This window comes from Microbulbifer sp. ABE4_465, from assembly GCF_056160765.1.
Map to the genome: position 1 here is coordinate 200,155 of NZ_JBSWXV010000005.1, position 25,421 is coordinate 225,575.

The window sequence follows — 25,421 nt, forward strand, 5'->3', positions numbered from 1 at the left end:
CATGGTGACCCAACACTACTTTGAACTTTCCGCGGACCTGGCGAAACGCTTAGATTTAGAGCCTTACTGGATCAGTGCAACAACACCTGATGAAGCACTGCAAATGCTGAACGATGGCCGTGCCGATGTGGTAGCAGCCAACCTCACCCGCACTGACCAGCGCGAAGAACGCTACGATCTCAGCGAAAACATCTATCGTGTGCATGAGCAGTTGATCACGGGAAAAGATGGCCCGGATATCGCATCTGTAGACGCCCTGAAAGGCATCACTATTATTGCCCTCGCCGATAGCACCTATATGGATACCGCCAAAAAACTTGTGGAGAAAATTCCCAGTGCAAAGCTTGAAACACTGGTCTTAAAGCGTGACCAACCCTTGGATCAAGTTTTCGATAAGATGACTAAACAAAAAGACACAGTGATGATACTGGATAGCAATCTGGTGCGCGGGCTCCTTTCTTATCGCGACGATCTAAAAGCCGGAGCTATGGTCAGCGGGGAAGAAGATATCGTTTGGGCCATGCGCAAAGACTCGCCGGAGCTGCGCCTGCGAATCAACAACTTCCTTACCAAAAAACTGATCAAGGCCCCTGTTGAACGCACCGCGGATTGGGACGCCATCAAGAAATCCGACGTTATCCGCTTTCTGACCTATAACGGGCCCACCAGTTATTTTATGTGGAAAGGTGAACTGATGGGCTTTGACTACGACCTCGCCAAGGCCTTTGCCAAAAAACACGACCTTGAGCTGCAACTGATCGCTGTCCCACCGGAAGAATCGCTGATCGAATGGTTGAACAAAGGCCGCGGAGACTTCGCCGGCGCGTCAATGACCATTACGGCGGAGCGAAAAGCTCAGGGAGTGGAATTCACAACCCCGTATTTCGAAACCTCACAGCAGATTCTGAGTAACAATTCCAAGCCGGAAATCAAAACCCTTGACGACCTCAATGGACGCACTCTCACCCTGCGCCCGACAACCGCGTTCGTTGCGACAGCGAAAGCACTGCAAAAAAGCGGCATTAAACTGAAGATTGAGTTTACCGCACCAGAAATCAGCTATGAAGCCATCATGAACATGGTGGCCAACGGCGAGGCAGACGCAACGATTGTCGATGCACATGCCGCAAAAGTGCAATCAATGCTACGCGATACTCTTTCAGCCGGCCCCCTGGTCAGCGACCCGCTGCCTCAGGGCTGGATGGTAGAGAAAAACAGCCAAGCGCTGCTGAAAAAGCTGGATGCGTTTCTGTCCGAGTATGTGCAAAGCAAAAGTTACGCAAAAAAAGTCAAGACCTACTTCGAACCTGACCGTACGGCAACCGCCAAGCTACTGGAAAGCATAACCCCGGACGGGAACCTATCCCCCTTCGACAAACTGGTGAAACGCTCTGCTCGCAAACACGAATTCGATTGGCGGCTTATCGTTGCGCAGATGTGGCAGGAAAGCAGTTTCAATCCAAAAGCAGAATCGCCGGTGGGGGCCCAGGGGCTGTTACAGGTGATGCCACGCACCGCCGACGAAGTGGGCTATCCGCATCCACTGTTTGACCCCAAACGCGGCATCGAGGCAGGTGTCAAATATCTCGATTGGGTACGCGACCGATTTGATGAAGACCTGACACTGGAAAACAAGCTCTGGTTCTCACTGGCCTCCTACAACGCGGGTATCGGACACCTGTACGACGCCCAGCGACTGGCAGAAGAACTGGGACTGGACCCAAATGTCTGGTTTGACAATGTGGAAAAGGCAATGCTCAAGCTTTCAGAGCCGAAGTATTTCAAAAAAGCCCGCTATGGCTATGTACGTGGCGCAGAACCCGTGCACTATGTGCAGAATATCAGCAACATTTACAAAGCCTACACCGACCTGAAACCCGGTGACGTGGGCCATATCCAAATGCGGGAACTGCCCTCGGTCGCCAGTCTTTCCGCCCGACTTGAGCACTTGCTGGAAGGATTGTACGTATCCCTCAAGTCACCAGAACAATCTTGCCAATATTCTCTCCGGATTCCATTTTCCGGTGCGCATCCGCAACCGATTGCAGCGGAAATGTGGCCGTCACATGTGGACGAATCCTGCCAGCAGCAATCATCGGCCACACCTGCTGTTCCAGGTCCCGGGCGATCTTCGCCTTCACCTCGGGAGGCTGCGGGCGCAGGGTCGAGCCGGTCAGGGTCAGGCGTTTCAGCATCACCGGTAGCATATTGACTGCCACTTTCGCACCGGAGAGAAATGCAATGTTGACGATACGGCCATCGCGAGCGGCACACTGGATATTGCGATCGACATAGTCGCCGCCCACCATGTCCAGAATGACATTGGCGCCGCTGCCATCTGTCGCCGAGAGCACGGCTTCCACAAAGTCCTGCTCGCGATAATTGATCGCCCGCTCCGCGCCAAGCTGTTCGCAAACGGCACATTTACCATCACTGCCTGCGGTGGCGAACACACGGACACCCAGGCTGGTCGCCATCTGAATCGCGGTGGTGCCGATTCCGGAGGAGCCGCCGTGCACCAGCAGCACCTCACCGGGCTGCAACTGTGCGCGGTGCATCAGATTACTCCATACCGTAAAGAAGGTTTCGGGCAACGCTGCACCTTCCACGTCATCCAGACCCTCGGGAACCGGCAAGCACTGCCCCTGGGGCGCAACCGCAAACTCAGCATAACCGCCGCCGTTGGTCAGCGCGCACACCCTGTCGCCTATCTTCCAGCGCTCCACGCCAGAGCCGAGTGCGGCAACCTCTCCGGCCACCTCTAACCCGAGCACCGGAGACGCGCCAGGTGGAGGCGGATAAAAGCCGGCACGCTGCACAATATCCGGGCGGTTGACACCAGCCGCGGCTACGCGAATCAACACCTCGCCAGCGCCAACCTTTGGCACTTCGCCCTCGGCGACGACCATTTTTTCCGGGCCACCGTACTCTGGCAGATCAATATACCGCATGACAAAACTCCGTTTCCTGATACCTGAGCCCTGATACAAAAAAGCCCGGCGGTGCCGGGCTCAAATAAGTCGAACAGTTATAGCTCGTACGTTAACTCGACACCCCACACCCGCCCTTTGTTCAGCGGGGTAAAGCTCGCACCGGGCCCACCCAATGTAGAGGGTAACTGCGTATTGTTGCCCTCGGTGACCTCGTTGAGCATATTTTTACCGAACAGTGCGAGGCGGTAGTTGCCGGCATCGGGTACAAATCCGAGACTTACATCGAGCATATCCGCTTCCGACAGCATCCCCGCATTGTTGTCCGTATAAGGCGCAGCATCCCGGTGATTGAAGTTCACCCGCGAGGTCAGGATGCCGAGACTGCCCATCTGCAAATCATGTACCACGCCCACGCCGTAAGTCCAGGGCGCCAGGCGTGGTATATCGAGTGCAAGATCTTGCCCATCGATCACCCCATCGCCACTGATATCGCCGCGGACGCTATCGTATGCGCCGTCAACGTAACCGACATTTGCAGTAAACAGCAGGTTCTCGCTGGCTACCGCCATCAATTCAAATTCCGCACCCTGAATCGTGGCATCCGCGGTATTGCGAATATACTGAACAACCGAAAATACAGGATCCGCCAGGTTTTCCTCACGCTGCATATCGTCAATGGTGTTGTGGAACACGGCTACGTTGGTACGCAACCGGCCATCCAGCCACTCAGCTTTACCGCCAATCTCGAACGATGTCTGCTCCTCTTGATCTGTAGGGCCGGGCTCATGCAACAACCCGGTATTGCGCATATTGTATCCGCCACTGCGGAACCCCTTGGTCCAGTAACTGTAAAGCTGCGCGCTGTCCGATAGATTCCATTGCAGGCCCACCTTGGGAGTAAACGCATTCCAGCTCTCACTGTCTTCGAAATCGTAAAAGGCACAGCCTCCCAGATCGCACATGGTCGACGCCGTCACCACGGGATTAATGGTGGCAACTTTTGCCGACTTTTCTTCCGTCGAATAGCGCCCACCAAGAGTCAGCACCCAGGCTTCGCTCAGGTCAATATCCGCCTGGGCGAAAACACCCAGCGCCTCATGCTCCTGCAAGCCGCCACCGGTAATATCGAGGCCATTGAGGGGCAACTGGCGATTTTCAAAGTAGGCCAGATCCTGACTGAACCAGTACAGCCCCGCTGTCACAGCGGTTGCGCCGAATCGACCGGCGTAGCGCAATTCATTGCTCAACTGGCTCTGGTCGATACTGGTATGGGCGTGAAACGCGGTAATGGGCAAAGAGTCGATATCACCCAGACCAACCGCCGCATATTCGCGCCAGGCCAGAATATTGGTGATGGTGCCGTCACCAAAAGCGACATCCTGATTGAACTCGGTAATCACCTGCGACCATTCGTCGTTTTGATAGCCCGGTTCATTCTGGGCGATTTCAAACGAGCCTTCGCCGTTATCCCAATCAGAGACATCGACTCCAAACAGCGGGTAGGCCGGGAAATTAGCGGCCAGTGCACCGCGGTTCTGCGCCACTACCCCGGCGGAGTCCATGCGTCCGTGCTCCATCCGCACCAGCAGTTCAGCCGATTCACTCAGGGCAATACTCAGGCTCGGCCGTACGAACCAGGTATCCGAGGCGCCGGCCTGGTCGTCACCGGTATATACATTCTCGAACCAGCCCTGATCATCGTTGTAGTAGGCGGTAATTCGGCCGTTGACCCGCTCGGAAATAGCGCCATTTACCGTCGCCGCAGCCACGGTATCCAGGTTATCCGTCGTTGAGAGCTTGAACTTGCTGGAGAATTCCTCGGTGGGGCGCGCGGTGTTGATCACCACAGCGCCACCGGTGACGTTGCGGCCAAACAACAGCCCCTGCGGCCCGCGCAGCACCTCAATACCTTCAAGGTCGAACATGTCGGTAACAACCCCGGCATTGACCCCCATGTACATTCCGTCGACAAACACCCCTACGGTAGGATCGATAGAGGGAATCGAGCTGTTTACCCCCAGGCCACGCACGGTAAAGTTGGCGGTATTCTTTACGGTACCAATATCCTCAAGCTGAACATTCGGCATCTTGAAAGAAAGGCTCTGCAGATCTCGTGTCTGCAGGGCTTCTAACTGGTCTCCGGAGTAGGCCGTCGCCGCTACGGGCACTTCCTGCAGCTTTTCGGCCTCCGCGCGCTTACGCGCGGTAACCTGAACCTCTTCCATCAAAGTATTGACCGAGCTCTCCGCTGCGCGGGCATCGCCAGTACCGCACAAAACCGACAGCACAAATACAGAACAGGCCGAAGCCAGGGTCAGGCTCGCGCTTCTATTGCGTTCGCAAGTGGGATTAAAGGGGGTAATAGGCGTATTGAAAGCATTGGAATCGCTTCCCATATTTTCTCTCCATTGCACTGAGTTATTTTTATGTAATTTTCAGCAACAGATTCAACATGACCGGCACCGCTTGTCGCCAATACCTCTGACAACCCGATCTGAAACCGCGCTGTTTTATGCCGGCACACTCCAATGCCGGCAAGCAAAGACTACAAGAGCTGTTTGAGTTTCAAAAGTTTATTTTTATATATTCACACAGGCTATTGCACACGCGTCCAACCATAGTCTCGAGAGATAATCTCGGCGAACCGGATCAAGGGCTCAGGCGCTCCAGCTGCCACTCGCCCGCTTGCATGGCGCGATAGATGAAGCGGTCGTGCAGGCGGGATGCCCGGCCCTGCCAGAACTCGATTGCGTGAGGGGCCACTCGGTAGCCTCCCCAGAATTCGGGTCGCGGAACTTCAGTGCCGGAAAACTTTTTTTCGCAGGCCGCAAACTGATCTTCCAGTACCTGACGCGACACAATGGCATCACTCTGGTGGGAGGCCCAGGCTGCGATCTGACTCTCCCGGGGGCGGGTACTAAAATACGCATCCGCCTCGCTATCAGCCACCTGCTCGGCGACGCCGCGCACGATGACCTGGCGCTCGAGAAAATGCCAGGGAAATAGCAGGGATACCTGTGGATTTGCAGTGATATCCCAGGCCTTCTGGCTTTTCAGATTGGTGTAGAAAACAAAGCCCGCCTCATCAAATCCTTTCAATAACACGATACGTTGAGAGGGCTGACCACTGGCGTCGGCAGTACTGAGGCACATGGCGCTGGGATCAGAGATATTCGTTTTAACCACCTCTTCCAGCCAGCTGCGAAACTGACTGATCGGGTCTTCCGCCAGATCTTCCCGCTGCAGGCCACCCTGCAGGTAATCTCTACGCCACTGATCAATTTCCATCGCTGTCATATCCTTTACAACTGTTTACATGCAGCACTTTAATCATCTAACCAATAAAAACAACGTATCACCGGTCTCACTGTCGTCATCAACCTTGGCAACGCCAATAAGTGTACGCAGTTTGGCCTCCGATCCCCAATCTGCGCCGGCGCTACTTCTGCCGGCGCAGATATTCCTCGCGGCTTTTTCGGTAGTTGATCACGTGGGTGCCACTGAGGCGATCGTGCATCAAATTGCCACCGAGGAAGCAGTTGATAAACCAGCCGATCTTGTAGGTGACCAACGTAAGCGTGAAACTGCAAGTGCGCCACAGGCCACGCCCATACCCCAATCGCTGGAAACTCTTGTCTGTAACCTTGTAACCCATCACCCATTTTCCCGGAGTCGTTTGCCAGCGGGAGCACTCCGCCAGCCAGGAACCCAGCAGGTAGAGCCCGCCGGAAACCGCGATAGCGAGAAAGGTGGCATCGGACTCCGGCCGGCCGGAGACTTTCATGATGATTGCCGTCGCCATAACACCGACCATCAGATGCACCAGCATAATATCCAGCAATACTGCCACGGAACGTCCAAGCAGCGAGCCGAAGAAGTAGTGATCCAGTTGCTCATCCACCACCTTGGGCTTCTGGCGCACCAGTTTGCTTCCACCCCGGATGGCGGTCGTCGGGTCACGCTCTATGCCAACCGGCTGCATGGCATCAAACAGGGTATCCGCGAGCGCTTCGTCAAACTGCTGGTAATAGGCCGGCGCATTGCCAGACCAGCCAAATAACTGATCACAGTAAACCAGTACATTCCCGGTGATATGGGTATTGTGTTTACCCCCGTGCTTTGCGGCATCCTGATTGAAGCGCGCAAAACGCTCAAACACCGCCAGCCCGAGATTCCAGTTGTACTCTTCTTCCAGCATGTAGCGGGATTCAGCGAGGAAGTGCCAGCGCTCCTCACGGTGAATACGCAGAGGGTCTTCAAGCACCTGCTCCACCAGAACAAGCACTCGGCGGTATTCTTCGATGCGCAATTGCCGGGCCGCGTCCTCTTCCGCTTCAGACCCGATCTCTTCGCTGGCCTCTTCCGGTTCCAATGGAACGGACTGCTCTACGGGAGATACCTGCGGAGACGACTCGATCAGCGGTGGTACCGGTTCCCGAACTGGCGCGACAACAGATTCTGGCGCTGCCCCGGCAGGCTCCTCCACAAGGACCTCTGTAGGCTCCTCTGTAAGCTCCTGTGTAACTTCCTCCGCAAGCTCCTCGGCCACCGGCACGCTGCGCCGCGCCCGGGCCTGAGCCAGCTTCAGTGCCATTTTGTACGCACTGTGCAGCTGTTGAAATTCTTCCGGTTTTTCGTCGGGACGGTTGAGCTTCAGCTTGGCCGCATAGGCCCGCTTGACCGCACGGGGATCATCACAGGGCTCGATGCCAAGGTGCGCCCAGGGGTTCATCAGATCCAGTCCTCGCCGTCGAAGCGGTCGAGAAACGCCTGCAGCCCCGCCTGCGCTTTTTTGATTTCCGCCGGGTTTTGTCCGTTCAGCACCCGGTCGAATTCCCCCAGTGCATGGGAAATGGCATCCCGCTGCGGACCGAGACTGGCTTCGTACAGACGTTCTCCGCGGGCAATCAGTGCGCGGTTGACTTCGTCCTCCCGCGGGTGGAATTTCAGCGCAGCCAGTTTTTCCAGTGCCGCCGCTTTCGCTTTGTCATCCAGTGCACCGGGAGTAAATTCAATCAGCTTGTTGTAGGTGTTTCCGGTGGAGACCACAGTGACATCCACTTCCAGCAAGCCGTTCATATCGTAGCTGTAGCGAATATCCACCGCCTCTTTGCCCCGCGGCCCCTTGGGCACCGGCACACTCATCTCGCCAAGAAATACGTTTTTCTTTACCAGGCGGTTTTCTCCCTGGTAGACATCGATACGCAGTTCGGTCTGGTTGTCGCTGGCCGTGCACACCTGCCGCACCACGCTGACCGGCACTACCGTATTGCGTTCGATAATTGGCAGGAAGTAACTGCCCTGATCCGGGCTGTCTTCATTCACAATGCCGGTGCCCAGGGTGTAGGGGCAGACGTCGGTAAGCACGATATCGTCCAGCGCGGCATTGCGGGATTTCAGTCCACCCTGAATCGCCGCGCCGATGGCAACCACGGTGTCCGGATCCAGATGGCAGGACGGCAGGCGCCCGAACATACGCCCCACCATGGAGCGGAACAGGGCCATGCGGGTGGAGCCGCCCACGAGAACCACTTCATCGATGGATTGCGGCGGCATGTCCGCGTCGCGCATGGCGCGCTCGATCGGACGTTTGGCGCGCAGTAGTAGCGGAGTCGCCACTTTTTCAAACCATTCACTGGTAGCGGCCCACTGGAATTTTTGTTTGCCCAGTTCCAGCGCCAGGGGTTGGGAGGCCTGCTGGCCAATCCGGCGCTTGACGCTCTCCATCTGCATATACAGATTCTGCTGCTGCCGGGCAGTCAGTGCAGACTTCTCCAGGTCGAGCTCTTTCAGCACGCTGTCGGTCATCGCCTCGACAAAATCCTCACCGCCGAGAAAATTGTCACCGGCGCTGGCATGCACTTCCATAATGCCGTCAAAAAACTCGAGGATAGACACATCAAAGGTGCCGCCCCCCATATCGAGAATCAGGAAGTTTCCTTCGCGTTTGTCATGCAGTCCGTAGGCCACGGCTGCAGCAGTGGGTTCGTTGATAAGGCGCTCAACCTTGAGCCCGGCCAGTTCCCCCGCCAGCTTGGTGGCGTGACGCTGGTTGTCGTTGAAATAGGCAGGCACGCTGATTACCGCTTCGCTAACCGGCTCGCCCAGATGCGCTTCGGCGTCTTCTTTCAGAGAGCGTAATACCAGCGCAGAAAGCTCGGTGGCGCTGTACAACTGACGGCCCAGCTTGACCTTGTGATCGGTGCCCATCAGGCGCTTGAATGCGGCGACGGTACGATCACTGTGATTGATCAGGCGCTCCTTTGCCGTGCGCCCGACTACCAGCTCGCCGGCGTCATCCAGCCCCACTACCGAGGGCGTCAGTAATTCCCCCAACCGGTTCGGGATCAGGGTGACACCTTCATCCGTCAAAATTCCGCATGCACTGTTGGTCGTACCCAGATCAATCCCGACAATGGCCATTGTTCCCCCTGAACATAAAACCGGCTGAAATGTTTTTATCGTTGTGCGCCATTGAACCATATTTCAGGCGCCAGGCACTATTTGACGAGCCGCCCTGCGAGGACACCATCTCACCCCCAACCTGCGACCCCGGCAGAATTCACAAATATCCTGCCGCCAAGGCAGCCCTATCTCAATTTTCCTGCGTTTAATCCCGCAGGGATGCAGACTCTGCGGACGCTTGCAGCCCCCGCGGCGCAAGACTAGGCTCCGTTGCATACCCGCTTGCGCAGGCAAGCCAACACAAGAAAGAACAGGCAGGAACAAGGCATGTCTTCCGCAACTTCTCAAACCCCACAGAATACCGGAGCACCAAGCTGCGCACAGGTACTGATGCACCTGTTAAAAGGTTACGGTGTGGATACCGTATTTGGCATTCCCGGGGTACACACCATCGAACTGTACCGCGGTCTACCGGGCAGCGGTCTGACCCACATCACGCCGCGCCATGAACAGGGTGCCGCGTTTATGGCGGATGGCTACGCCCGTGCCAGCGGCAAACCCGGCGTGTGTTTTCTGATCACCGGACCCGGTGTGACCAATGCCGCTACGGCCATGGCCCAGGCCTATTCCGACTCTATTCCGATGCTGGTGATCAGTGCGGTCAACCGCCGTGAAGATCTCGGCAGTGGTCGCGGTCGCCTGCACGAACTGCCGCGGCAACAGGATGTCACCCGCGGTTTCTGCGTGTGGCAACACGCCCTGACCAGTGCCGAGCAACTGCCGGAAACCCTGGCCCGCGCCTTCCAGGTGATGCACGCGCCGCGGCCGGGCCCCGTGCATATCGAAATTCCCATCGATCTTTTTCCCGCGGCCATGTCCCACGGGATAGCGGACTATCGGGCGGTGGCGCCCACCGCCCTGCCTGCCGCACCGGCAGACACCATTGACCGCGCGGCGAAACTGTTAGCGAACGCGGAGCGGCCGGTGATTCTGCTGGGGGGCGGCGCGCAGCAGGCTGGCGCAGAGGCCACCGCGCTGGCGGAAAAAATTGCCGCACCGGTATTTGAATCCCTCGCCGCAAAAGGCATCGTCGACGAGCGCCACCCGCTGTGCGGCGGCGCCAACCTGAGCTTTTCCAATGTGCGCGAGCGGATTGAAAACGCGGACGTGGTACTGGCAGTGGCGACGGAACTGGCGGAAACCGACCGCAACCTGGTGCGTGACAATTATCATTTCAAAGGCAAGCTGATTCGCGTAGATCTGGACCCGGCGCAACTGGTCTGTAATGCCAATCCGGACCTGGCAATCTGTGCCGATGCCAAAGCCGCCCTGCAACAGCTGGTCGATGCAATGGCCGCTGTCGACAGAACTGCGCAAGCGCAACATGCCGCCGACGAAGTCGCGCAATTGCTGCGCGAATGCCGCAGCGAATGGTGGCCGGGTTCCGAAGATCGCTACCCCTGGGTGCAGGCGCTGCGCGAAGCGCTGCCGGATGACGGCATCTTCGTGACCGACTCCACCCAGCTGGCCTACAACACCAATCATGCGTTACGTCTGTTTCAGGCGCGCAGCCACATTACCTGCACCACCGGCTACGGCACCCTGGGCTTCGCCCTGCCCGCCGCCATCGGCGCCGCACTGGCGAGCCCGCGCCCGGTAATCGGCCTGATTGGCGATGGCGGCATCATGTTTACCCTGGGTGAACTGGCCGCCGCTGTGGAGCAGAAGCTCGCGCTGCCAATACTGGTTTGGAACAACAGCGGCTACGGCGAGATTCGCGATTTCATGGACGAGGCGGCGGTGGAGCAGGAAGGTGTCAATCTGCACGCGCCGGACTTTGTCGCACTCGCCCGCGCCTTCGGTGCCGAGGGCTGTCGCATCGAGCAACCGGAACAACTGGGCGAAGCGGTGGCACAAGCCTTCGGCCGCCAGGGCCCGACCCTGATTGAAATTACTGCGCCCTGAATGGACGCGTTGTAGGAGCCTGCCGGCAGGCGAAATAGTCAGAGCTCTGTAGCGGTTCCCAATGCGGCAAGCTCCTACAGAAGAAACACAGAGAAATTTGGAATAAATTCATGACAACAATCAGTCAACTGCCCACAAAAAAACTGTACATCAATGGTGAATGGCGCGATTCAAAAGGCGGCAGCCTGCACCCGGTGATCAACCCTGCCACCGAAGAAACCCTGTGCGAAGTCATTCAGGGCTCCATGGAAGATGTGGACGACGCCGTAGCGGCTGCCAAGGTAGCGTTCAAGGAGTGGCGCCACACCCGCGCCGCCAAACGCCAGGCTCTGATGCACGCCATTGCCGACGGTATGGAAGCGCGCAAGCAGGACCTGATCGACGCCGTATCCCAGGCGCTCGGTTGCCCCGCGCATATCACTGAGTGGTTGCATATCGATGGCCCCATCTACGCCATGCGCTACTATGCCGACCGCGCCGCGCTGATGGAAGAAACCGAAAAGGCCGGGCACTCTGTCGTGCTCAGGGAACCGGTGGGCGTGTGTGGATTTATCACCCCGTGGAATTACCCGCTGCACCAGTTTGTCGGCAAGGTCGCCCCCGCCCTCGCTGCCGGCTGCACCATGATCCAGAAACCCTCGGAGATGACCCCGCTGCAGGATTACGTGATGGCGGAAATCATCGACGCCGCCGGCCTCCCCGCCGGTGTATTCAACCTGGTACCGGGCGCCGGCCCCATTGTCGGTGCGGCGCTTTCCAGCCACGTGGACATCGACATGGTGTCCTTCACCGGCTCTACCCGCGCCGGTATCGAGGTGGCCAAATCCGCGGCGCCCACGGTCAAACGTGTGTGTCAGGAGCTGGGCGGTAAATCCCCATTTATCATCACCCCCGACGCCGACCTCGAAGCCGCCGTACGCTGGGGCTGTGAAGATGTGTTCATCAACAGCGGACAAACCTGCACCGCACTGACCCGCATGCTGGTACCGGCCGAACGCTACGAAGAAGCGGTGAACATTGCCAAACGCGTGGCCGAAGAAGTGGCCATGGGCACCGGAGCCGACGACTTTATGGGCCCCCTTTCCTCCGCCCGCCAGCGCGACATCGTGCGCGGCTATATCGATAAAGGCATCGCCGAAGGCGCACGCCTGGTTGCCGGCGGCAGCGAAATTCCCGAAGGCTTCGCCAAAGGCTTCTACGTCAAGCCCACCGTCTTTGCCGACGTCACTAACGAAATGGCCATCGCCCGCGAAGAGATCTTCGGTCCGGTCACCTGCATGATTCCGTACAGGGACATGGACGAAGCCATCGCCATCGCCAACGACACCGAATACGGCCTCTCCAGCGGTGTCTGGGCCAAAGACGCAGAGTCCGCAATGCCCGTCGTGCGCCGTATCGAAGCCGGCCTGTGCTTCGTCAACGGCGGTGAGTTCAATTACGACGCCCCATTCGGCGGTGTTAAGCGTTCCGGCAATGGGCGCGAATTTGGCGCCGCCGGCCTGGACGAGTTTATTGAACTGAAATCCGTGCAACTTCCCGCATAATACTCTGACGCGCCGTCGCCCGCGGCGGCGCTGTTGACTGGTTGTTCCGCCATCGTTATCTTTGCCCCCGACATCAAGAGAGTGGCTGACGCCAACGCCAACCTGCCTACCGGGGCAAGGTGGTTTCTCAACACAAAACTTGTGCTGAGGATGGGGCTCTCGCTGAACCGCACTGGTTACAGCGTTGCAATCCTACCGGGATGCGATTTTTTTAACTGACGAATCGCCTCTTCCGCCGTCAGCCCTCCAGAATTTTTGGAGGGAACATGTCCGAATTACAGCTATCCAGCACCGACGTTATCGAAATCCAGATCGCGCCCCAGCGCGCCCGAACCGCCGTCCGGGCAGTCAAACGCAGCGATCGGCAACTGCTGTGGCAACTACTGTTCGACACAACGGAAGACGCGCTGGCCTTCGCTACTCACTGCCGCGCCAGCGACGCACCGGTCACGGCTCACAAGGCCTGTGAACTGGTGGGATGACCAATATTAAATCTGAAGGGCTGGGCGAATCGTTATAAGAAAACGCCCATTCTACACTTACGGCTGATTTACCCGCGGATGTCCCGCGAAGGTTGCGATGCCGGGTACTGTTTTGCGAGACCGTCTGCGGCCAGGACGGCCGCAGCCGAGCCCCCAGGGATGGGTTCACGGCGTGTCTCGCAAAGCAGTACCCGGCAGCGCAACCGCCACTGAAGCTGAACGGTGGGGAACATGCTCTTCCCGAATGCCCTACTGCCAAAAGCACTGACAGGAGCCAATAACAACGCCATGTCCAAGCCCGAGCAATTTTTCCAGCACCTGCGCGACGAACTGAAACAGATCGAGGCCGACGGCCTGTACAAGCGCGAGCGCATCATTACCTCGCAGCAAAGCGCCGAGATTCAGGTCAATAACGAAGACCAGGTCCTCAACTTCTGCGCCAACAACTACCTCGGGCTCGCCAACCACCCGGACTTGATCGAAGCCGCCAAAGAAGGCCTCGACCAGTACGGCTTCGGCATGGCCTCCGTGCGCTTTATCTGCGGCACCCAGGACATCCACAAAGCCCTGGAATTCCAGCTGTCTGAATTTTTACAGACCGAAGACACCATCCTTTACACCTCCTGTTTCGACGCCAACGGTGGACTCTTCGAAACATTACTGGGCCCGGACGATGCCATCATCTCCGACGCCCTCAACCACGCCTCCATCATCGACGGCGTGCGCCTGTGTAAAGCCAAACGCTTCCGCTACGCCAACAACGACCTGGCCGATCTCGAAGCGCAACTGCAGGCCGCCGACGCCGCCGGCGCGAAAACCAAACTGATCGCCACCGACGGCGTCTTCTCCATGGACGGCGTCATCGCCAACCTCAAAGGCATCTGCGATCTGGCGGACAAATACAATGCACTGGTGATGGTCGACGACTCCCACGCCGTCGGCTTCCTTGGCCAACACGGCCGCGGCACCCACGAATACTGCGATGTGGTCGAGCGCGTCGACATCATCACCGGCACCCTCGGCAAAGCCCTGGGTGGCGCCTCCGGCGGATTCACCTCCGGCCGCAAGGAAATCATCGACCTGCTGCGCCAGCGCTCGCGCCCCTACCTGTTCTCCAACTCCGTCGCGCCCGCCATCGTCACCGCGTCGTTGAAGGTACTGGACATGCTGGTGGAAGGTGGCGAACTGCGCGACCAGCTGCAGGAAAACTCCCAGTACTTCCGCAAGCGCATGACCGACGCCGGTTTCACCCTCGCCGGTGCGGACCACGCGATTATTCCGGTAATGATCGGTGACGCCGCCCTGGCACAGAAAATGGCCGACAAGATGCTGGAGAAAGGCATCTACGTGGTGGGCTTCTTCTATCCGGTGGTCCCCAAAGGCCAGGCCCGTATCCGCACCCAGATGTCCGCCGCGCACACCCGCGAACAGCTGGACCGCTGCATCGACGCATTTATTGAAGTCGGGAAAGAACTCGAGATTATCTAAGCAGTATTTATGAAAGCATTATCCAAATTAAAGTCCGAACCCGGCATCTGGATGACCGACGTTGAGGTACCGGAACCGGGCCACAACGACCTGCTGATCAAGATCCGTAAAACCGCGATCTGCGGCACCGACATGCACATTTTCCACTGGGACGAGTGGTCGCAGAAAACCATTCCCGTACCCATGGTGGTGGGCCACGAGTATGTGGGTGAAGTTGTTGGCATGGGCCAGGAAGTCGCCGGTTTCAAGATCGGTGACAGAGTGAGTGGCGAGGGCCATATCACCTGTGGCCACTGCCGCAACTGCCGCGCCGGCCGCCGCCACCTGTGCCGCAATACCTACGGTGTGGGCGTAGACCGCCAGGGCGCGTTTGCGGAATACCTGGTAATCCCGGCGCTCAACGCCTTCAAAATTCCGGACAATATTTCCGACGAGCTCGCCTCCATCTTCGATCCGTTTGGCAATGCGGTGCACACGGCACTGTCGTTTGATCTCGTCGGTGAAGACGTGCTGATTACCGGTGCCGGCCCCATCGGAATCATGGCCGCGGCCGTCGCCCGCCACGTGGGTGCACGCCACGTGGTGATTACCGATATCAACGACTACCGCCTGGAACTTGCTAAGAAAATGGGCGCGACGCGCACCGTCAATGTCAGCAGGGAAAAACTGTCGGATGTAATGAAAGACATCGGCATGACCGAAGGCTTTGACGTGGGCCTGGAAATGTCCGGCGTCGCCGTCGCCTTCCGCGATATGCTCTCCGCCATGAACCACGGCGGCAAGATTGCCATGCTGGGGATTCCCCCGGGCGAAATGGCCATCGACTGGAGTCAGGTGATCTTTAAAGGCCTGATTCTCAAGGGCATCTACGGACGGGAAATGTTCGAGACCTGGTACAAAATGGCCAGCCTGATCCAGTCCGGCCTCGACCTCTCCCCCATCATCACCCACCAATTTTCCGTGGACGAATTCCAGCAGGGTTTTGACACCATGGGTTCTGGTGAATCGGGCAAGGTTATTCTGAATTGGGCGTCCTAAAAGCCCTGGCTATCTAACTGACCACCTGCGGGCAGTGATATCGCTGCCCGAATTCAAAGCCCCAGTTTTTTGATCAATCGCGTACTGGTTGTCCCCTGTACCAGTAACGAAAACAACACCACACCAAATACCATCGACTGCACCGTCCACCAGTACGGCAGCTTCGTGGGCAGTGACAGCACCAGCGCCACCGCAATGACACCGCGCAAACCGCCCCAGCTCAAAATCAATCGCCAGCTGTTTGGAATCGGGGGCCCCACAAAGCGCGCGAAGGGCGCCACCAGAAACACCGCCAGGGCCCGCGCACCAATGGCCGCAACGATGGCTATGATCATCGCCAGCCACTGGTGCGTAAACATCTCGAAGGTGATCACCAGCCCCATGATCACGAAGATCAGCGCATTGAAAAATAACCCCAGCCACTCCCAGGTCGGTGCCGCATGAGCCAGGTAGGTTTCCTGCTGCTCGCGCAGACACGCGCGAGCCACAATAGCGCAGATCATGACCGACAGGATTCCAGAGACCCCGACCACGTGCTCCGCCAGGTAAAAGCTGCCGAAGGCCGCCAGTACCAGAACCATCAGCGCAGCGCCCGCCGAGCCCAGAAACAGAATCACGATAGCGGTAACCAGCCCACAGATGGTGCCCACCGCAAGGCCACCAAAAAATACCGCGGCAAAATACAGCGCAAAACCGCCCACACCACTGATCGCCTCGCCGGTGGCCACACTGCCTTCCATCGCACTGTGGCTGGCAATACCCAGCGCAAACGCAAACAGTACAATTGCGACCGCGTCGTTAAACAGGCTTTCCCCTTCCACCAGGGTTAACAACTCTTCATTTGCACGGCTCTCGCGCAAACGCGCCACCACCGCCACCGGATCGGTGGCGGCCAGTATGGCGCCAGTGAGAAACGCGGCCAGCCAGGGAAAACCGGTAGGATGGTGAATACCGTAGAAGACAAGCAGCGCCGTAATCAGACAACAGATCAACACGCCGAGGGTCGCCAGCAACAGTACCGGCCCCAGCCAGCGAAACAGGATATCCGGGTCGATCTTCCACGCGGACTGAAAAATCAGTACCGGCAGGATGACGAAAAATACCAGCTGATGCAGGTTTTCCGCGCGCAGCCCGGTGTCGTAATCAAATACCGGTAACAACATTCCGGCAAGTACGCCGGCGATCAGACAACCAAGGGTGTTATCGCGCATCAGAACACGGGCGATACCGAGACCGACCACTGCGGCCACCGCCATATACAGCCCCTGCCCAACCAGTGTGGTGACGCCTTCCATGCTCACGCTCTCTCTGTTGTGCGTATGTTTGTTGTGCCTGTGTCGAGCGTAACGCCGCTCAGATCTGATCGCGATCGCTGGCGATCACCGCCTTGGGCTTTCCTTCCGGCGCCAGGGTGGTCAGAGGGACCGGCACACCGCGCTCGTTGATGACCTCAACGTGAGCGCGGCGCAACAGGCGCGGTTCCGGTACGCCACAGGAGTGCGCGATGGTTCCCACCTCGTATTCCATATTGTGCGCGTAGTGATAGACACGCTCTGCTTTGTCCATGGGGTCCAGCCCCTGCTGTAAATCCGGGTTGTGTGTAGTGACGCCGGTGGGGCAGGTGTTTTTGTTGCACTGCATGGCCTGAATACAGCCGAGGGCGAACATAAATCCCCGCGCGCAGTTGACGAAGTCGGCCCCCATGGCGAGCGCCCAGGCCACCATCGAAGGCGTGAGCAGTTTGCCCGCACAAATGATTTTAATGCGGTCGCGCAGACCGTATTCGGCAATCAGATCCACCACCAGGGGCAGGCTGCGATTCAGCGGCAGGCCCATGTAGTCCAACAGGCTCTGCGGCGCAGCACCGCTGCCACCATCGGCACTGTCGATGGTGATAAAGTCCGGCGCGCTCTCGGCGCCGCGGCGCAAAATGGCTTCACACAGCTCGTGCAGCCAGTCGCTATTGCCGATCACACATTTGAACCCGGTGGGCTTGCCGGTGACTTCGCGAATATGATTGAGCATGTCCAGCAGCCCGTCGACATCATTGAACTCCGGGTGGCCATTGGGGCTGATCGAGTCCTCTCCCACCGGTATACCGCGCACCAGGGCAATCTCCGGTGTCACCTTCACCCCCGGCAAGATACCGCCCTTGCCGGGCTTTGCCCCTTGCGAGAGTTTCAACTCGAACATTTTTACCTGCTCGTGCCCGGCAACCTCGCGCAGCTTTGCATCGGACAGATTGCCCTCGGCATCGCGCACTCCGTATTTTGCCGTGCCAATCTGAAACACGATGTCGCAACCACCGGCCAGATGGTGGGAAGACAGGCCCCCTTCCCCGGTATTCAGCCAGATACCGGCTTTCGCCGCGCCTTTGGAAAGCGCAGTCACCGCCGGTACCGACAGGGCGCCGAAGCTCATTCCAGAAATATTGAAAATCGAGCGGGTGGTATAGGGTCTGCGCGCAACACCCTCCCCCAGAGTGACCTCCCGCGCTGGTACTGCATCCTTGGCCAGAGTGGGAAACGGATGATTGAGAAAGACAATATCGCCGGGCTGATTCAGGGGGCGGGTGGAACCAAAGGCCAGGGTGGAATCCACATTCTTCGCTGCCCGATACACCCAGCTGCGCTGGGCGCGATTGAACGGCATCTCCTCCCGGTCGAGGGCAAAGAAATATTGGCGGAAGAACTCGCCCAAGTGCTCGAACTGATAGCGGAAACGCCCCAGTACCGGAAAATTGCGGCGGATCGCCTGCTTGGTCTGGCTGATATCCGACAGATACAGATACACCACATACAGCACCAGCACCACCAGCCCGAAGGCAAACAGCATGGCGAATATCTGGAGCACCTTGACCGCAAATGCATAGATAGCGGCGACAGATTGAAGATCCATTCCCTAGTTCCTGATGGCTGGTTTTTAGCGCGTACTGATCGGTCATTGTAAGTGCTGGGGAACGCGCTTGCACCGTCTGCGGCCTGGCAATAAACTGTACAAACATACAGCCAAGCACCGAATACCCACCGTGGCCAATGACGCTCCCGACAACCCCACCCAACCCCTCAAGGGCCGCGGAGCCATCAGTAACCTGGCGGGACGCTTTGTAAATCAGGTTAGCAGCCGCGAGAGTGACGGCTGGGAGACCCTGCTGGAACCTCAGGAGCGGATCGAGACGGTAGCGATCGAGGAAAAGGCAAAATCGATCATCGCCACCAATAACTCACCGGACATTCCCTTCACCCAGTCGATCAACGCCTATCGGGGCTGTGAGCATGGCTGTGTTTATTGCTACGCCCGCCCGGCCCACGCTTATATGGACCTGTCGCCCGGGCTCGATTTTGAAACGCGGCTGTTCTACAAGCCCAATGCGGTGGAACTGCTGGAATCGGCACTGCGCAAAAAGAGCTACCAGTGCAGCCCCATCGCCATGGGTACCAATACCGACCCCTACCAGCCGCTCGAGAAAGACAAACAGATCACTCGCCGGATACTGGAAACCCTGCAACGCTATCGCCACCCGGTCACCCTCGTCACCAAGAGCCAGCTGATCCTGCGTGACCTGCCCATTCTGGCGGAAATGTCCCGGGACAATCTGGTGCACGTGGGCATCAGCGTAACCACACTGGACAACGAACTGAAACGCAGGCTGGAGCCGCGCACCGCAGGACCGGCGGCGCGCCTGCGCACCATTGAAGCGCTGGCCAATGCCGGCATTCCCACCGCAGTGATGGCCGCGCCGATGATTCCCGCCCTCAACGATTCGGAACTGGAACAGATACTCACGCGCGCCCACGCGGCAGGTGCCATCCACGCCGCCTATATTCTGCTGCGGCTGCCTTTTGAGGTAGCGCCCCTGTTTCGCCAGTGGCTGGCGGAGCACTACCCCGAGCGGGCGCAACACGTCATGAGCCTGGTGCAACAGAGTCGCGGAGGTAAGGACAACCAGGCGGAATTTGGACAGCGCCAGCGCGGTACCGGCGTATTTGCCCAGTTACTGCGGCAGCGATTTCGGATAACCTGTCGCAAGCTGGGGCTGAATGCACGCAAGCTGGACCTGGACTGCAGCCAGTTCACCCTGCCACCCCAGTCCGGGGATCAGCAGAGTCTGTTTTAATCGCTTTTTATCGACGGTAGTGTTTTGTCCGACTGGTTTATTTACCTGATTCGCACCAACAAAGGGTCGCTCTATACCGGCATTACCCGAGACGTTGAACGGCGCTTTGAAGAGCACAACAGTAGTGGCCCAAAAGCGGCAAAAGCACTGCGTGGGCGCGGCCCCCTGACCCTGGAATTCCAGCAGGGGGTCGACAGTCACTCCGAAGCATTGAAACTGGAGCTGCAGATCAAGAAATGGAGCAAGGCGCGCAAAGAAGCACTGATCGCCGGCGCGCTCAGCCTGCCGATAGAATCACTGAACTCCCCTACCGAAAAACCCTAAACCGTTTTATCCAAGAAGTACCCGATGGAAATCACCCTGACCCTGCTGTTGATTCTGTTTGCCGTAGCTATGCTGGCGGGCTGGGTGGATACCCTGGCCGGTGGCGGCGGCCTGCTGACGGTACCCGCCTTGTTGCTCGCCGGTGTACCACCGGTGGCCGCACTGGCCACAAACAAGAGTCAGGCGATTCTGGGTACCTTTACCGCAACGGCCACGCTGTATTCCAAGGGGCATTTGCGCGAGCGTTCACTTATTTTCCCAGTAATTACTGCCGGGATTGGTGCGGGCGTGGGTGCCTGGCTGATTCAGCGGGTGGATACCAGCTGGCTCGACTGGGTAATACCCCTGTTGCTGTTGAGCGTCGCGCTGTACGTGTGGTTTACCCCCAATATGGGCAACAGCGAACGTGAGGGGAAAATGAGTGAAAAGCAGTGGGCGCTGACCTGCGTGCCCGCCGTGGGCGTGTACGACGGGGCCTTTGGTCCTGGAACCGGCACCTTCTTCGCGGCCTCCGGGGTCGCGTTTCGCGGGCAGACCCTGCTCACCGCTACTATCCGCGCAAAGCTATTCAACCTCACCACCAACGTGGTTTCCCTCGCGCTGTTTGCCGCAGGTGGCAAGGTGATATGGACCATTGGCGGCGCCATGATGGTCGGGCAGATGCTGGGCGCCTTTATCGGCAGTCACACCATGCTCGCCGGCGGCACCCGCCTGATCCGGCCTCTGGTGATCACCATGTGCATACTGATGTCTCTTGGGCAGATCGCCCAGCATTTGGACCTGATCCCGCTCCCCTAGGAAAGCACAGTGATTTACCAGGGAATTTCCGAGCCGTCGTAATTGAAGAAACAACCGCTGTCTTCCGGTGTCGCGTTCAGCAGTAGATGCTTGAGTCCTTGCACGCTTTGCTGAGTGGAAATCAATGCGTTGGGACCCCCCATCTCCGTTTGCACCCAACCAGGGTGCAACGCGAGCACCCGGATGCCCTGTTCCGCCAGGTCGATGGACAGGCTCTTAACAACCTGATTGACCGCCGTTTTGGATGAGCGGTACAGGTAACCACCGCCGGAACCATTGTCATCGATACTGCCGACCTTGCTGCTCAGTACACCGATCACTTTGCGCTTTCCGGCGGTCAGGTGGGGAGCAAATGCTTCCACCAGTTTGTAGGGTGCGATGGTGTTGACCTCCAGCACCTTGCGCCACTCTTCCACATCCACACTGCCAAAGGTCACCCCTTTCGGGCCGTAATAGCCCGCGTTGCTGACCAGTACATCCAGCGGAAGCTCATCTAAACTGTGCGCGAGTTCCTCGAGCTGCTGGTAATCGGTGACATCCAGCCCGTGTACCTGCAGATTTTCATGGGACTCCGCCAGCTCGCTCAATTCCCAGGCGGCGGAGGGATTGCGGCAGGTAGCGATCACTTTCCAACCATCCGCGGCAAATTGGCGGGCCATTTCCAGTCCGATGCCGCGGTTGCAGCCAGTGATGAGAATCGTGCCAGACATGTTTCCTCCTGTGGTGGTATTCTTGCGCGGTTTGATGATAGCAACTGCAACGCTTATGTATTACTCGCTCGCCGACCTCTTCTGGATTTCTCTCCTGGCACTGCCCGCCTGGTATTTCTGGGCCGGTATGGCGGCCAAGGATCGGGTGCGGCGCATCGTAAAAGATCACTGTGCAAAAACCGGTGTGCAGTTGCTGGACGATACGGTGATGCTGAACCGCACCCGCCTGAAGCGCGACCGGCGCGGTCATGTGCGGCTGCAGCGGCAATACGAATTTGAATTCACCTCTACCGGTGAACGCCGCTACAGTGGCATTGCCGTGCTGCACGGGCAGCGTATTACCCAGATTCAGCTCTCTCCTTTTCATTTGGACTAAACCACGTGAGTTCTATGCAAGCCCCACAAAAAGGTATCTACCGGCACTACAAAGGCAACCTGTATCACCTGATGGAAATTGCCACCCACAGCGAGACCGGGGAACAACTGGCGATCTACCGCGCTCTGTATGATGAGTTCGGTGTGTGGGCACGCCCCCTCACCATGTTTGCGGAAACCATTGAGAAAGACGGCGAGACGATCGCGCGCTTTGCCCTGGAACGCCCCCTCGACTGATACCGGGCTTCGCCCAAAAAAGACAATAAGGACACTCGGTGAACAACTCGGTTAACAAAAAGCACATCCTGATATACGGCGCCTATGGGTATACCGGCGAGCTGATTGCCCGCAAAGCCGTGGCCAAGGGCCTGAAGCCCATTCTGTCCGGTCGCAGTGCGGCCAAATTGCAGCCGCTGGCCACAGAGCTTGGCCTGCCCGCCATTGCCGTTTCTCTGGACGATGAAGACGCGCTCGCACATACCCTGAAGGATGTGGCGGCGGTAATTCACTGTGCGGGGCCATTCTCGGCCACCGCCGAACCGATGATCCGCGCCTGTATTGCCAGCGGCACTCACTACCAGGACATCACCGGTGAAATGTCGGTCTATCAACTGGCCCATGGCCTGGATGCGGAAGCCCGCGCCGCCGGCGTGGTACTGTGCCCGGGCACCGGGTTTGATGTGATTCCGACAGACTGCCTGGCGACCGCTCTGCACAGGGAAATGTACAGCGCTACGCACCTGACCCTGGGATTCGATTCGGATTCCGGCCTCAGCCCCGGTACCGCCAAGACCTCGATCGAAAGCCTCGGCGTGGGTGGCGCGGTGCGTCGCAACGGCAAGATCGAGATGACGCCCCACGCCGAGCTGACCCGCAAGATCAATTTCGGCCGCGGTGAAAAGTTCGCCGTCGCCATTCCCTGGGGTGACGTCGCCACCGCCTACTACTCCACCGAGATTCCCAATATCGAGGTGTACATCCCCATGAGCCCGCGCCGGGCTAAAAAAATGCAGAAACTGAACGCCTTCCGCTGGCTGTTGCGCATGAAATGGGTGCAGAACTGGCTCAAGGGCAAGGTCGACGACAAGGTCCGCGGCCCCAGCGAAAACCAGCGCGCAGAGCAGCAAACCTGGGTGTGGGGCGAAGTGCGCAATGACCGCCGCGGCGAGCGCCGGGTGGGACGTGTAGTTACCGCCAACGGCTACGATGTGACCGTGCACGGCTCCCTTGCGGTGGTGGAGTTCCTGCTCGACTATCAGGGAGAAGGGGGTTATTTCACCCCTTCAAAACTGTGCGGTCACGAGCTGGTGGAAAAGCTGCCGGGGTCTGGTGCCATCAAGATTGGTATTGATTGAAGCCAACCCCGTCATTCCGGGCTCGACCCGGAATCCAGCGCCGCGAGACTGGATGCCGGATCAAGTCCGGCATGACGGGACCCACTAATTTCCTGCAAAAGGGGCAGATTTCACAGACCTGACATATTTTGTTCAAGTCTGCGCAACATAGGCTTCGTACTTTTACCGTATGCGAAGCTTACCTATCACACTGAAAACCGTCGATGTGTCACTGGTGCTGCGAATGGCAGAACGGGCGACACGGCCGGCATCCCGCAGAAACTATCTGCTGCTGTCCCGCTCTGCCGACGGCTGGCTCTACCTGCTGTCACCGCTGGTGGTCGCGGCCATGAGCCTGAGCGCCGCACTGCAGTTTTTCACCGTGTGCGGTGCCGCATTCGCCATCGAGCGCTCCCTTTACTGGACCATCAAAAATACCACCCGCCGCAACCGGCCGCCGGAATCCATTCCGGGACTGCGCTCCATCGTGGTGGCCAATGACCGCTTCAGCCTGCCCTCGGGCCACACCTCCGGCGCCTTCCTGTTTGTGACCATGCTCGCTCAGTGCCTTAACCCTCTGTGGGCGCTTGGATACCTCTGGGCCGCGGGCGTCGGCACTTCCCGTGTAGGCCTCGGCGTGCACTTCCCCACGGATGTGTTTGCCGGTGCGCTACTTGGCATCGGTGTTGGCTTCGCGGTGAGCGGCGTACTGCTATAACTATTGCGCAGCACCACCCTGCTCCAGAAATTGACAACCCTCGCATTTCTCCCGGAGAAGCAACTTGAAAATTTTGTACGGCGTTCAAGGTACTGGTAACGGCCACATTTCCCGCGCCAGGGCCATGGCAGAAGCCTTTCAGCAATTTCCCAATCTGGAAGTACAGTGGCTTTTCTCCGGTCGCCCGCCGGAAAAGCTCTTTGCCATGGAAGCCTTTGGTGACTACTGGTGGCGCGAAGGCCTGACCTTTGTGCACAAGGAAGGCAAGATCGATAAGCTGGCGACCGCCAGGCAACTGGATGTGCGCAAACTGCTGAAAGATATTCGCGATCTGCCGGTGAACGATTTTGACCTGGTCATCAGCGACTTCGAGCCGGTCACGGCCTGGGCGGCGAAAAAGCGCAAATGTCCGAGCCTGGGCCTCGGTCACCAGTACGCATTCAACTTCGCCATTCCGACCCCGGCCTTCGGCTGGGTTGCGCGCAGCATCATGAAAGCCTTCGCGCCGGTTCCGGTAAGCCTGGGCATGCACTGGTATCACTTTGGCCACCCGATCCTGCCGCCTATCGCCCACGCGCACGAAGAACCGGCCCCGGTGGAACAGGACCATATTCTGGTCTACCTGCCGTTTGAGCATGCGGCGCCACTGCTGCAACACCTGGCACAACTGCCACAGCAATTTATTGTGTACGGCCTGCCCACAGACTTGCCCAAGGCAGATAACATCACCCTCAAGGCTCCATCGGTGGAAGGCTTCCGTCACGACGTCGCCAGCGCACGTGCGGTCATCTGTAATAGCGGCTTTGAGCTGATCGCGGAGACCCTGACTCTCGGCAAACCGATCCTCACCCGCCCGCTCAAGGGACAGTTCGAACAGGAGGCCAATGGCATGGCCCTAAAAGAGCTGCAGCTGGCCAAGGTGGTGGAGCATATCGATGCACTGACCATTGGCCGCTGGTTGGAAGAGCACCCCAGGGGCGTGCGCATCGCCTGGCCGGATGTGGCGCACGCCATCGTGCAGTGGGTCGCCGACGGGCGCAGCGAGTCGCCACAGGCTCTGGCAGACAAATTGTGGCAGGGCGTGGTCCCGGGTCAGCGCCGCGGGGAGCGGGCCAGTACCAATACTCCACTGGAAACAGCGGAAGAAATCGAAGGCGCCAAGGGCAGCGAAAGCTCCTGAGCGCCTTCGC

The 25,421-nt window shown here is 58.3% G+C and carries 21 protein-coding genes and 1 pseudogene; 14 read left to right on the plus strand and 8 right to left on the minus strand.

The window, feature by feature from the left end; all coding sequences use genetic code 11:
* Position 1 precedes the first annotated feature (1 nt).
* Positions 2–1,693, plus strand: a pseudogene (locus ACXAG1_RS10795) (transporter substrate-binding domain-containing protein); the annotation flags it as partial.
* A gap of 280 nt (positions 1,694–1,973) precedes the next feature.
* Here the strand turns inward: ACXAG1_RS10795 and ACXAG1_RS10800 are convergent.
* The 5 genes from ACXAG1_RS10800 to ACXAG1_RS10820 all read right to left on the minus strand — a co-directional run bounded on the left by ACXAG1_RS10800 (position 1,974) and on the right by ACXAG1_RS10820 (position 9,356).
* Complete coding sequence (locus ACXAG1_RS10800) at positions 1,974–2,951, minus strand: NAD(P)H-quinone oxidoreductase (RefSeq protein WP_475092494.1); 978 nt, start codon at positions 2,949–2,951, stop codon at positions 1,974–1,976.
* Between the two features lie 77 nt (positions 2,952–3,028).
* On the minus strand, positions 3,029–5,329 hold the full coding sequence (locus tag ACXAG1_RS10805; protein WP_475092493.1) for a TonB-dependent receptor: 2,301 nt from the start codon (positions 5,327–5,329) through the stop codon (positions 3,029–3,031).
* Between the two features lie 253 nt (positions 5,330–5,582).
* Positions 5,583–6,221 carry a pyridoxamine 5'-phosphate oxidase gene (gene pdxH / locus ACXAG1_RS10810; protein WP_475092492.1) on the minus strand — a complete coding sequence of 213 codons (639 nt, stop codon included), beginning with the start codon at positions 6,219–6,221 and terminating at the stop codon, positions 5,583–5,585.
* 151 nt (positions 6,222–6,372) lie between these two features.
* Positions 6,373–7,665, minus strand: coding sequence for an RDD family protein (locus ACXAG1_RS10815; protein WP_475119711.1), 1,293 nt, complete (start codon positions 7,663–7,665; stop codon positions 6,373–6,375).
* Positions 7,665–9,356: an Hsp70 family protein gene (locus ACXAG1_RS10820; RefSeq protein ID WP_475119712.1), complete on the minus strand. Its 1,692-nt coding sequence runs from the start codon at positions 9,354–9,356 to the stop codon at positions 7,665–7,667. Before ACXAG1_RS10820 ends, ACXAG1_RS10815 begins: the two co-directional genes overlap by 1 nt.
* Positions 9,357–9,665: 309 nt before the next feature.
* Between ACXAG1_RS10820 and ACXAG1_RS10825 the strand changes: the two genes are divergently transcribed.
* The 5 genes from ACXAG1_RS10825 (at position 9,666) to tdh (ending at position 15,855) form a co-directional block, all read left to right on the plus strand.
* Positions 9,666–11,303 carry a 5-guanidino-2-oxopentanoate decarboxylase gene (locus ACXAG1_RS10825; RefSeq protein WP_475119713.1) on the plus strand — a complete coding sequence of 546 codons (1,638 nt, stop codon included), beginning with the start codon at positions 9,666–9,668 and terminating at the stop codon, positions 11,301–11,303.
* A 110-nt stretch (positions 11,304–11,413) separates the two neighbouring features.
* Positions 11,414–12,847, plus strand: a complete 1,434-nt coding sequence (locus tag ACXAG1_RS10830; RefSeq protein WP_475119714.1) for an aldehyde dehydrogenase family protein — start codon at positions 11,414–11,416, stop codon at positions 12,845–12,847.
* Between the two features lie 266 nt (positions 12,848–13,113).
* The gene (locus tag ACXAG1_RS10835; protein ID WP_043315589.1) at positions 13,114–13,329 is read left to right on the plus strand and encodes a hypothetical protein; all 216 of its coding nucleotides are present in this window, start codon (positions 13,114–13,116) and stop codon (positions 13,327–13,329) included.
* 288 nt (positions 13,330–13,617) lie between these two features.
* On the plus strand, positions 13,618–14,817 hold the full coding sequence (locus tag ACXAG1_RS10840; RefSeq protein WP_043315587.1) for a glycine C-acetyltransferase: 1,200 nt from the start codon (positions 13,618–13,620) through the stop codon (positions 14,815–14,817).
* Between the two features lie 9 nt (positions 14,818–14,826).
* Positions 14,827–15,855, plus strand: a complete 1,029-nt coding sequence (gene tdh / locus ACXAG1_RS10845) for an L-threonine 3-dehydrogenase (protein WP_475119715.1) — start codon at positions 14,827–14,829, stop codon at positions 15,853–15,855.
* A 53-nt stretch (positions 15,856–15,908) separates the two neighbouring features.
* On the opposite strand, the gene ACXAG1_RS10850 is transcribed toward tdh, so the two are convergent.
* Positions 15,909–17,150 carry a cation:proton antiporter gene (locus ACXAG1_RS10850; RefSeq protein WP_475119716.1) on the minus strand — a complete coding sequence of 414 codons (1,242 nt, stop codon included), beginning with the start codon at positions 17,148–17,150 and terminating at the stop codon, positions 15,909–15,911.
* 58 nt (positions 17,151–17,208) lie between these two features.
* Positions 17,209–18,753: an FMN-binding glutamate synthase family protein gene (locus ACXAG1_RS10855; protein WP_475119717.1), complete on the minus strand. Its 1,545-nt coding sequence runs from the start codon at positions 18,751–18,753 to the stop codon at positions 17,209–17,211.
* 130 nt (positions 18,754–18,883) lie between these two features.
* Between ACXAG1_RS10855 and ACXAG1_RS10860 the strand changes: the two genes are divergently transcribed.
* From ACXAG1_RS10860 to ACXAG1_RS10870, 3 genes are read left to right on the plus strand one after another with little or no spacing between them, the layout of a single operon-like run.
* Positions 18,884–19,972, plus strand: a complete 1,089-nt coding sequence (locus ACXAG1_RS10860; protein ID WP_475119718.1) for a PA0069 family radical SAM protein — start codon at positions 18,884–18,886, stop codon at positions 19,970–19,972.
* 24 nt (positions 19,973–19,996) lie between these two features.
* On the plus strand, positions 19,997–20,296 hold the full coding sequence (locus tag ACXAG1_RS10865) for a GIY-YIG nuclease family protein (protein WP_475092483.1): 300 nt from the start codon (positions 19,997–19,999) through the stop codon (positions 20,294–20,296).
* A 24-nt stretch (positions 20,297–20,320) separates the two neighbouring features.
* Complete coding sequence (locus tag ACXAG1_RS10870) at positions 20,321–21,094, plus strand: TSUP family transporter (protein ID WP_475092482.1); 774 nt, start codon at positions 20,321–20,323, stop codon at positions 21,092–21,094.
* A 14-nt stretch (positions 21,095–21,108) separates the two neighbouring features.
* Here the strand turns inward: ACXAG1_RS10870 and ACXAG1_RS10875 are convergent, their stop codons facing one another.
* Positions 21,109–21,804 (minus strand): SDR family oxidoreductase, encoded by a 696-nt coding sequence (locus ACXAG1_RS10875; protein WP_475092481.1) that lies wholly within the window; start codon positions 21,802–21,804, stop codon positions 21,109–21,111.
* A gap of 55 nt (positions 21,805–21,859) precedes the next feature.
* Between ACXAG1_RS10875 and ACXAG1_RS10880 the strand changes: the two genes are divergently transcribed.
* From ACXAG1_RS10880 to ACXAG1_RS10900, 5 genes are all read left to right on the plus strand, one after another.
* Positions 21,860–22,180, plus strand: coding sequence for a DUF3301 domain-containing protein (locus ACXAG1_RS10880; protein WP_475119719.1), 321 nt, complete (start codon positions 21,860–21,862; stop codon positions 22,178–22,180).
* A gap of 14 nt (positions 22,181–22,194) precedes the next feature.
* A complete protein-coding gene (locus tag ACXAG1_RS10885) occupies positions 22,195–22,416 on the plus strand; it encodes a DUF1653 domain-containing protein (protein WP_475092479.1) in 222 nt (73 codons plus the stop codon).
* A 38-nt stretch (positions 22,417–22,454) separates the two neighbouring features.
* Positions 22,455–23,534 carry a saccharopine dehydrogenase family protein gene (locus tag ACXAG1_RS10890; protein WP_475092478.1) on the plus strand — a complete coding sequence of 360 codons (1,080 nt, stop codon included), beginning with the start codon at positions 22,455–22,457 and terminating at the stop codon, positions 23,532–23,534.
* Positions 23,535–23,703: 169 nt separating this feature from the next.
* Positions 23,704–24,231 carry a phosphatase PAP2 family protein gene (locus tag ACXAG1_RS10895; protein ID WP_475092477.1) on the plus strand — a complete coding sequence of 176 codons (528 nt, stop codon included), beginning with the start codon at positions 23,704–23,706 and terminating at the stop codon, positions 24,229–24,231.
* Between the two features lie 64 nt (positions 24,232–24,295).
* The gene (locus ACXAG1_RS10900; RefSeq protein WP_475092476.1) at positions 24,296–25,411 is read left to right on the plus strand and encodes an MJ1255/VC2487 family glycosyltransferase; all 1,116 of its coding nucleotides are present in this window, start codon (positions 24,296–24,298) and stop codon (positions 25,409–25,411) included.
* Positions 25,412–25,421 lie beyond the last annotated feature (10 nt).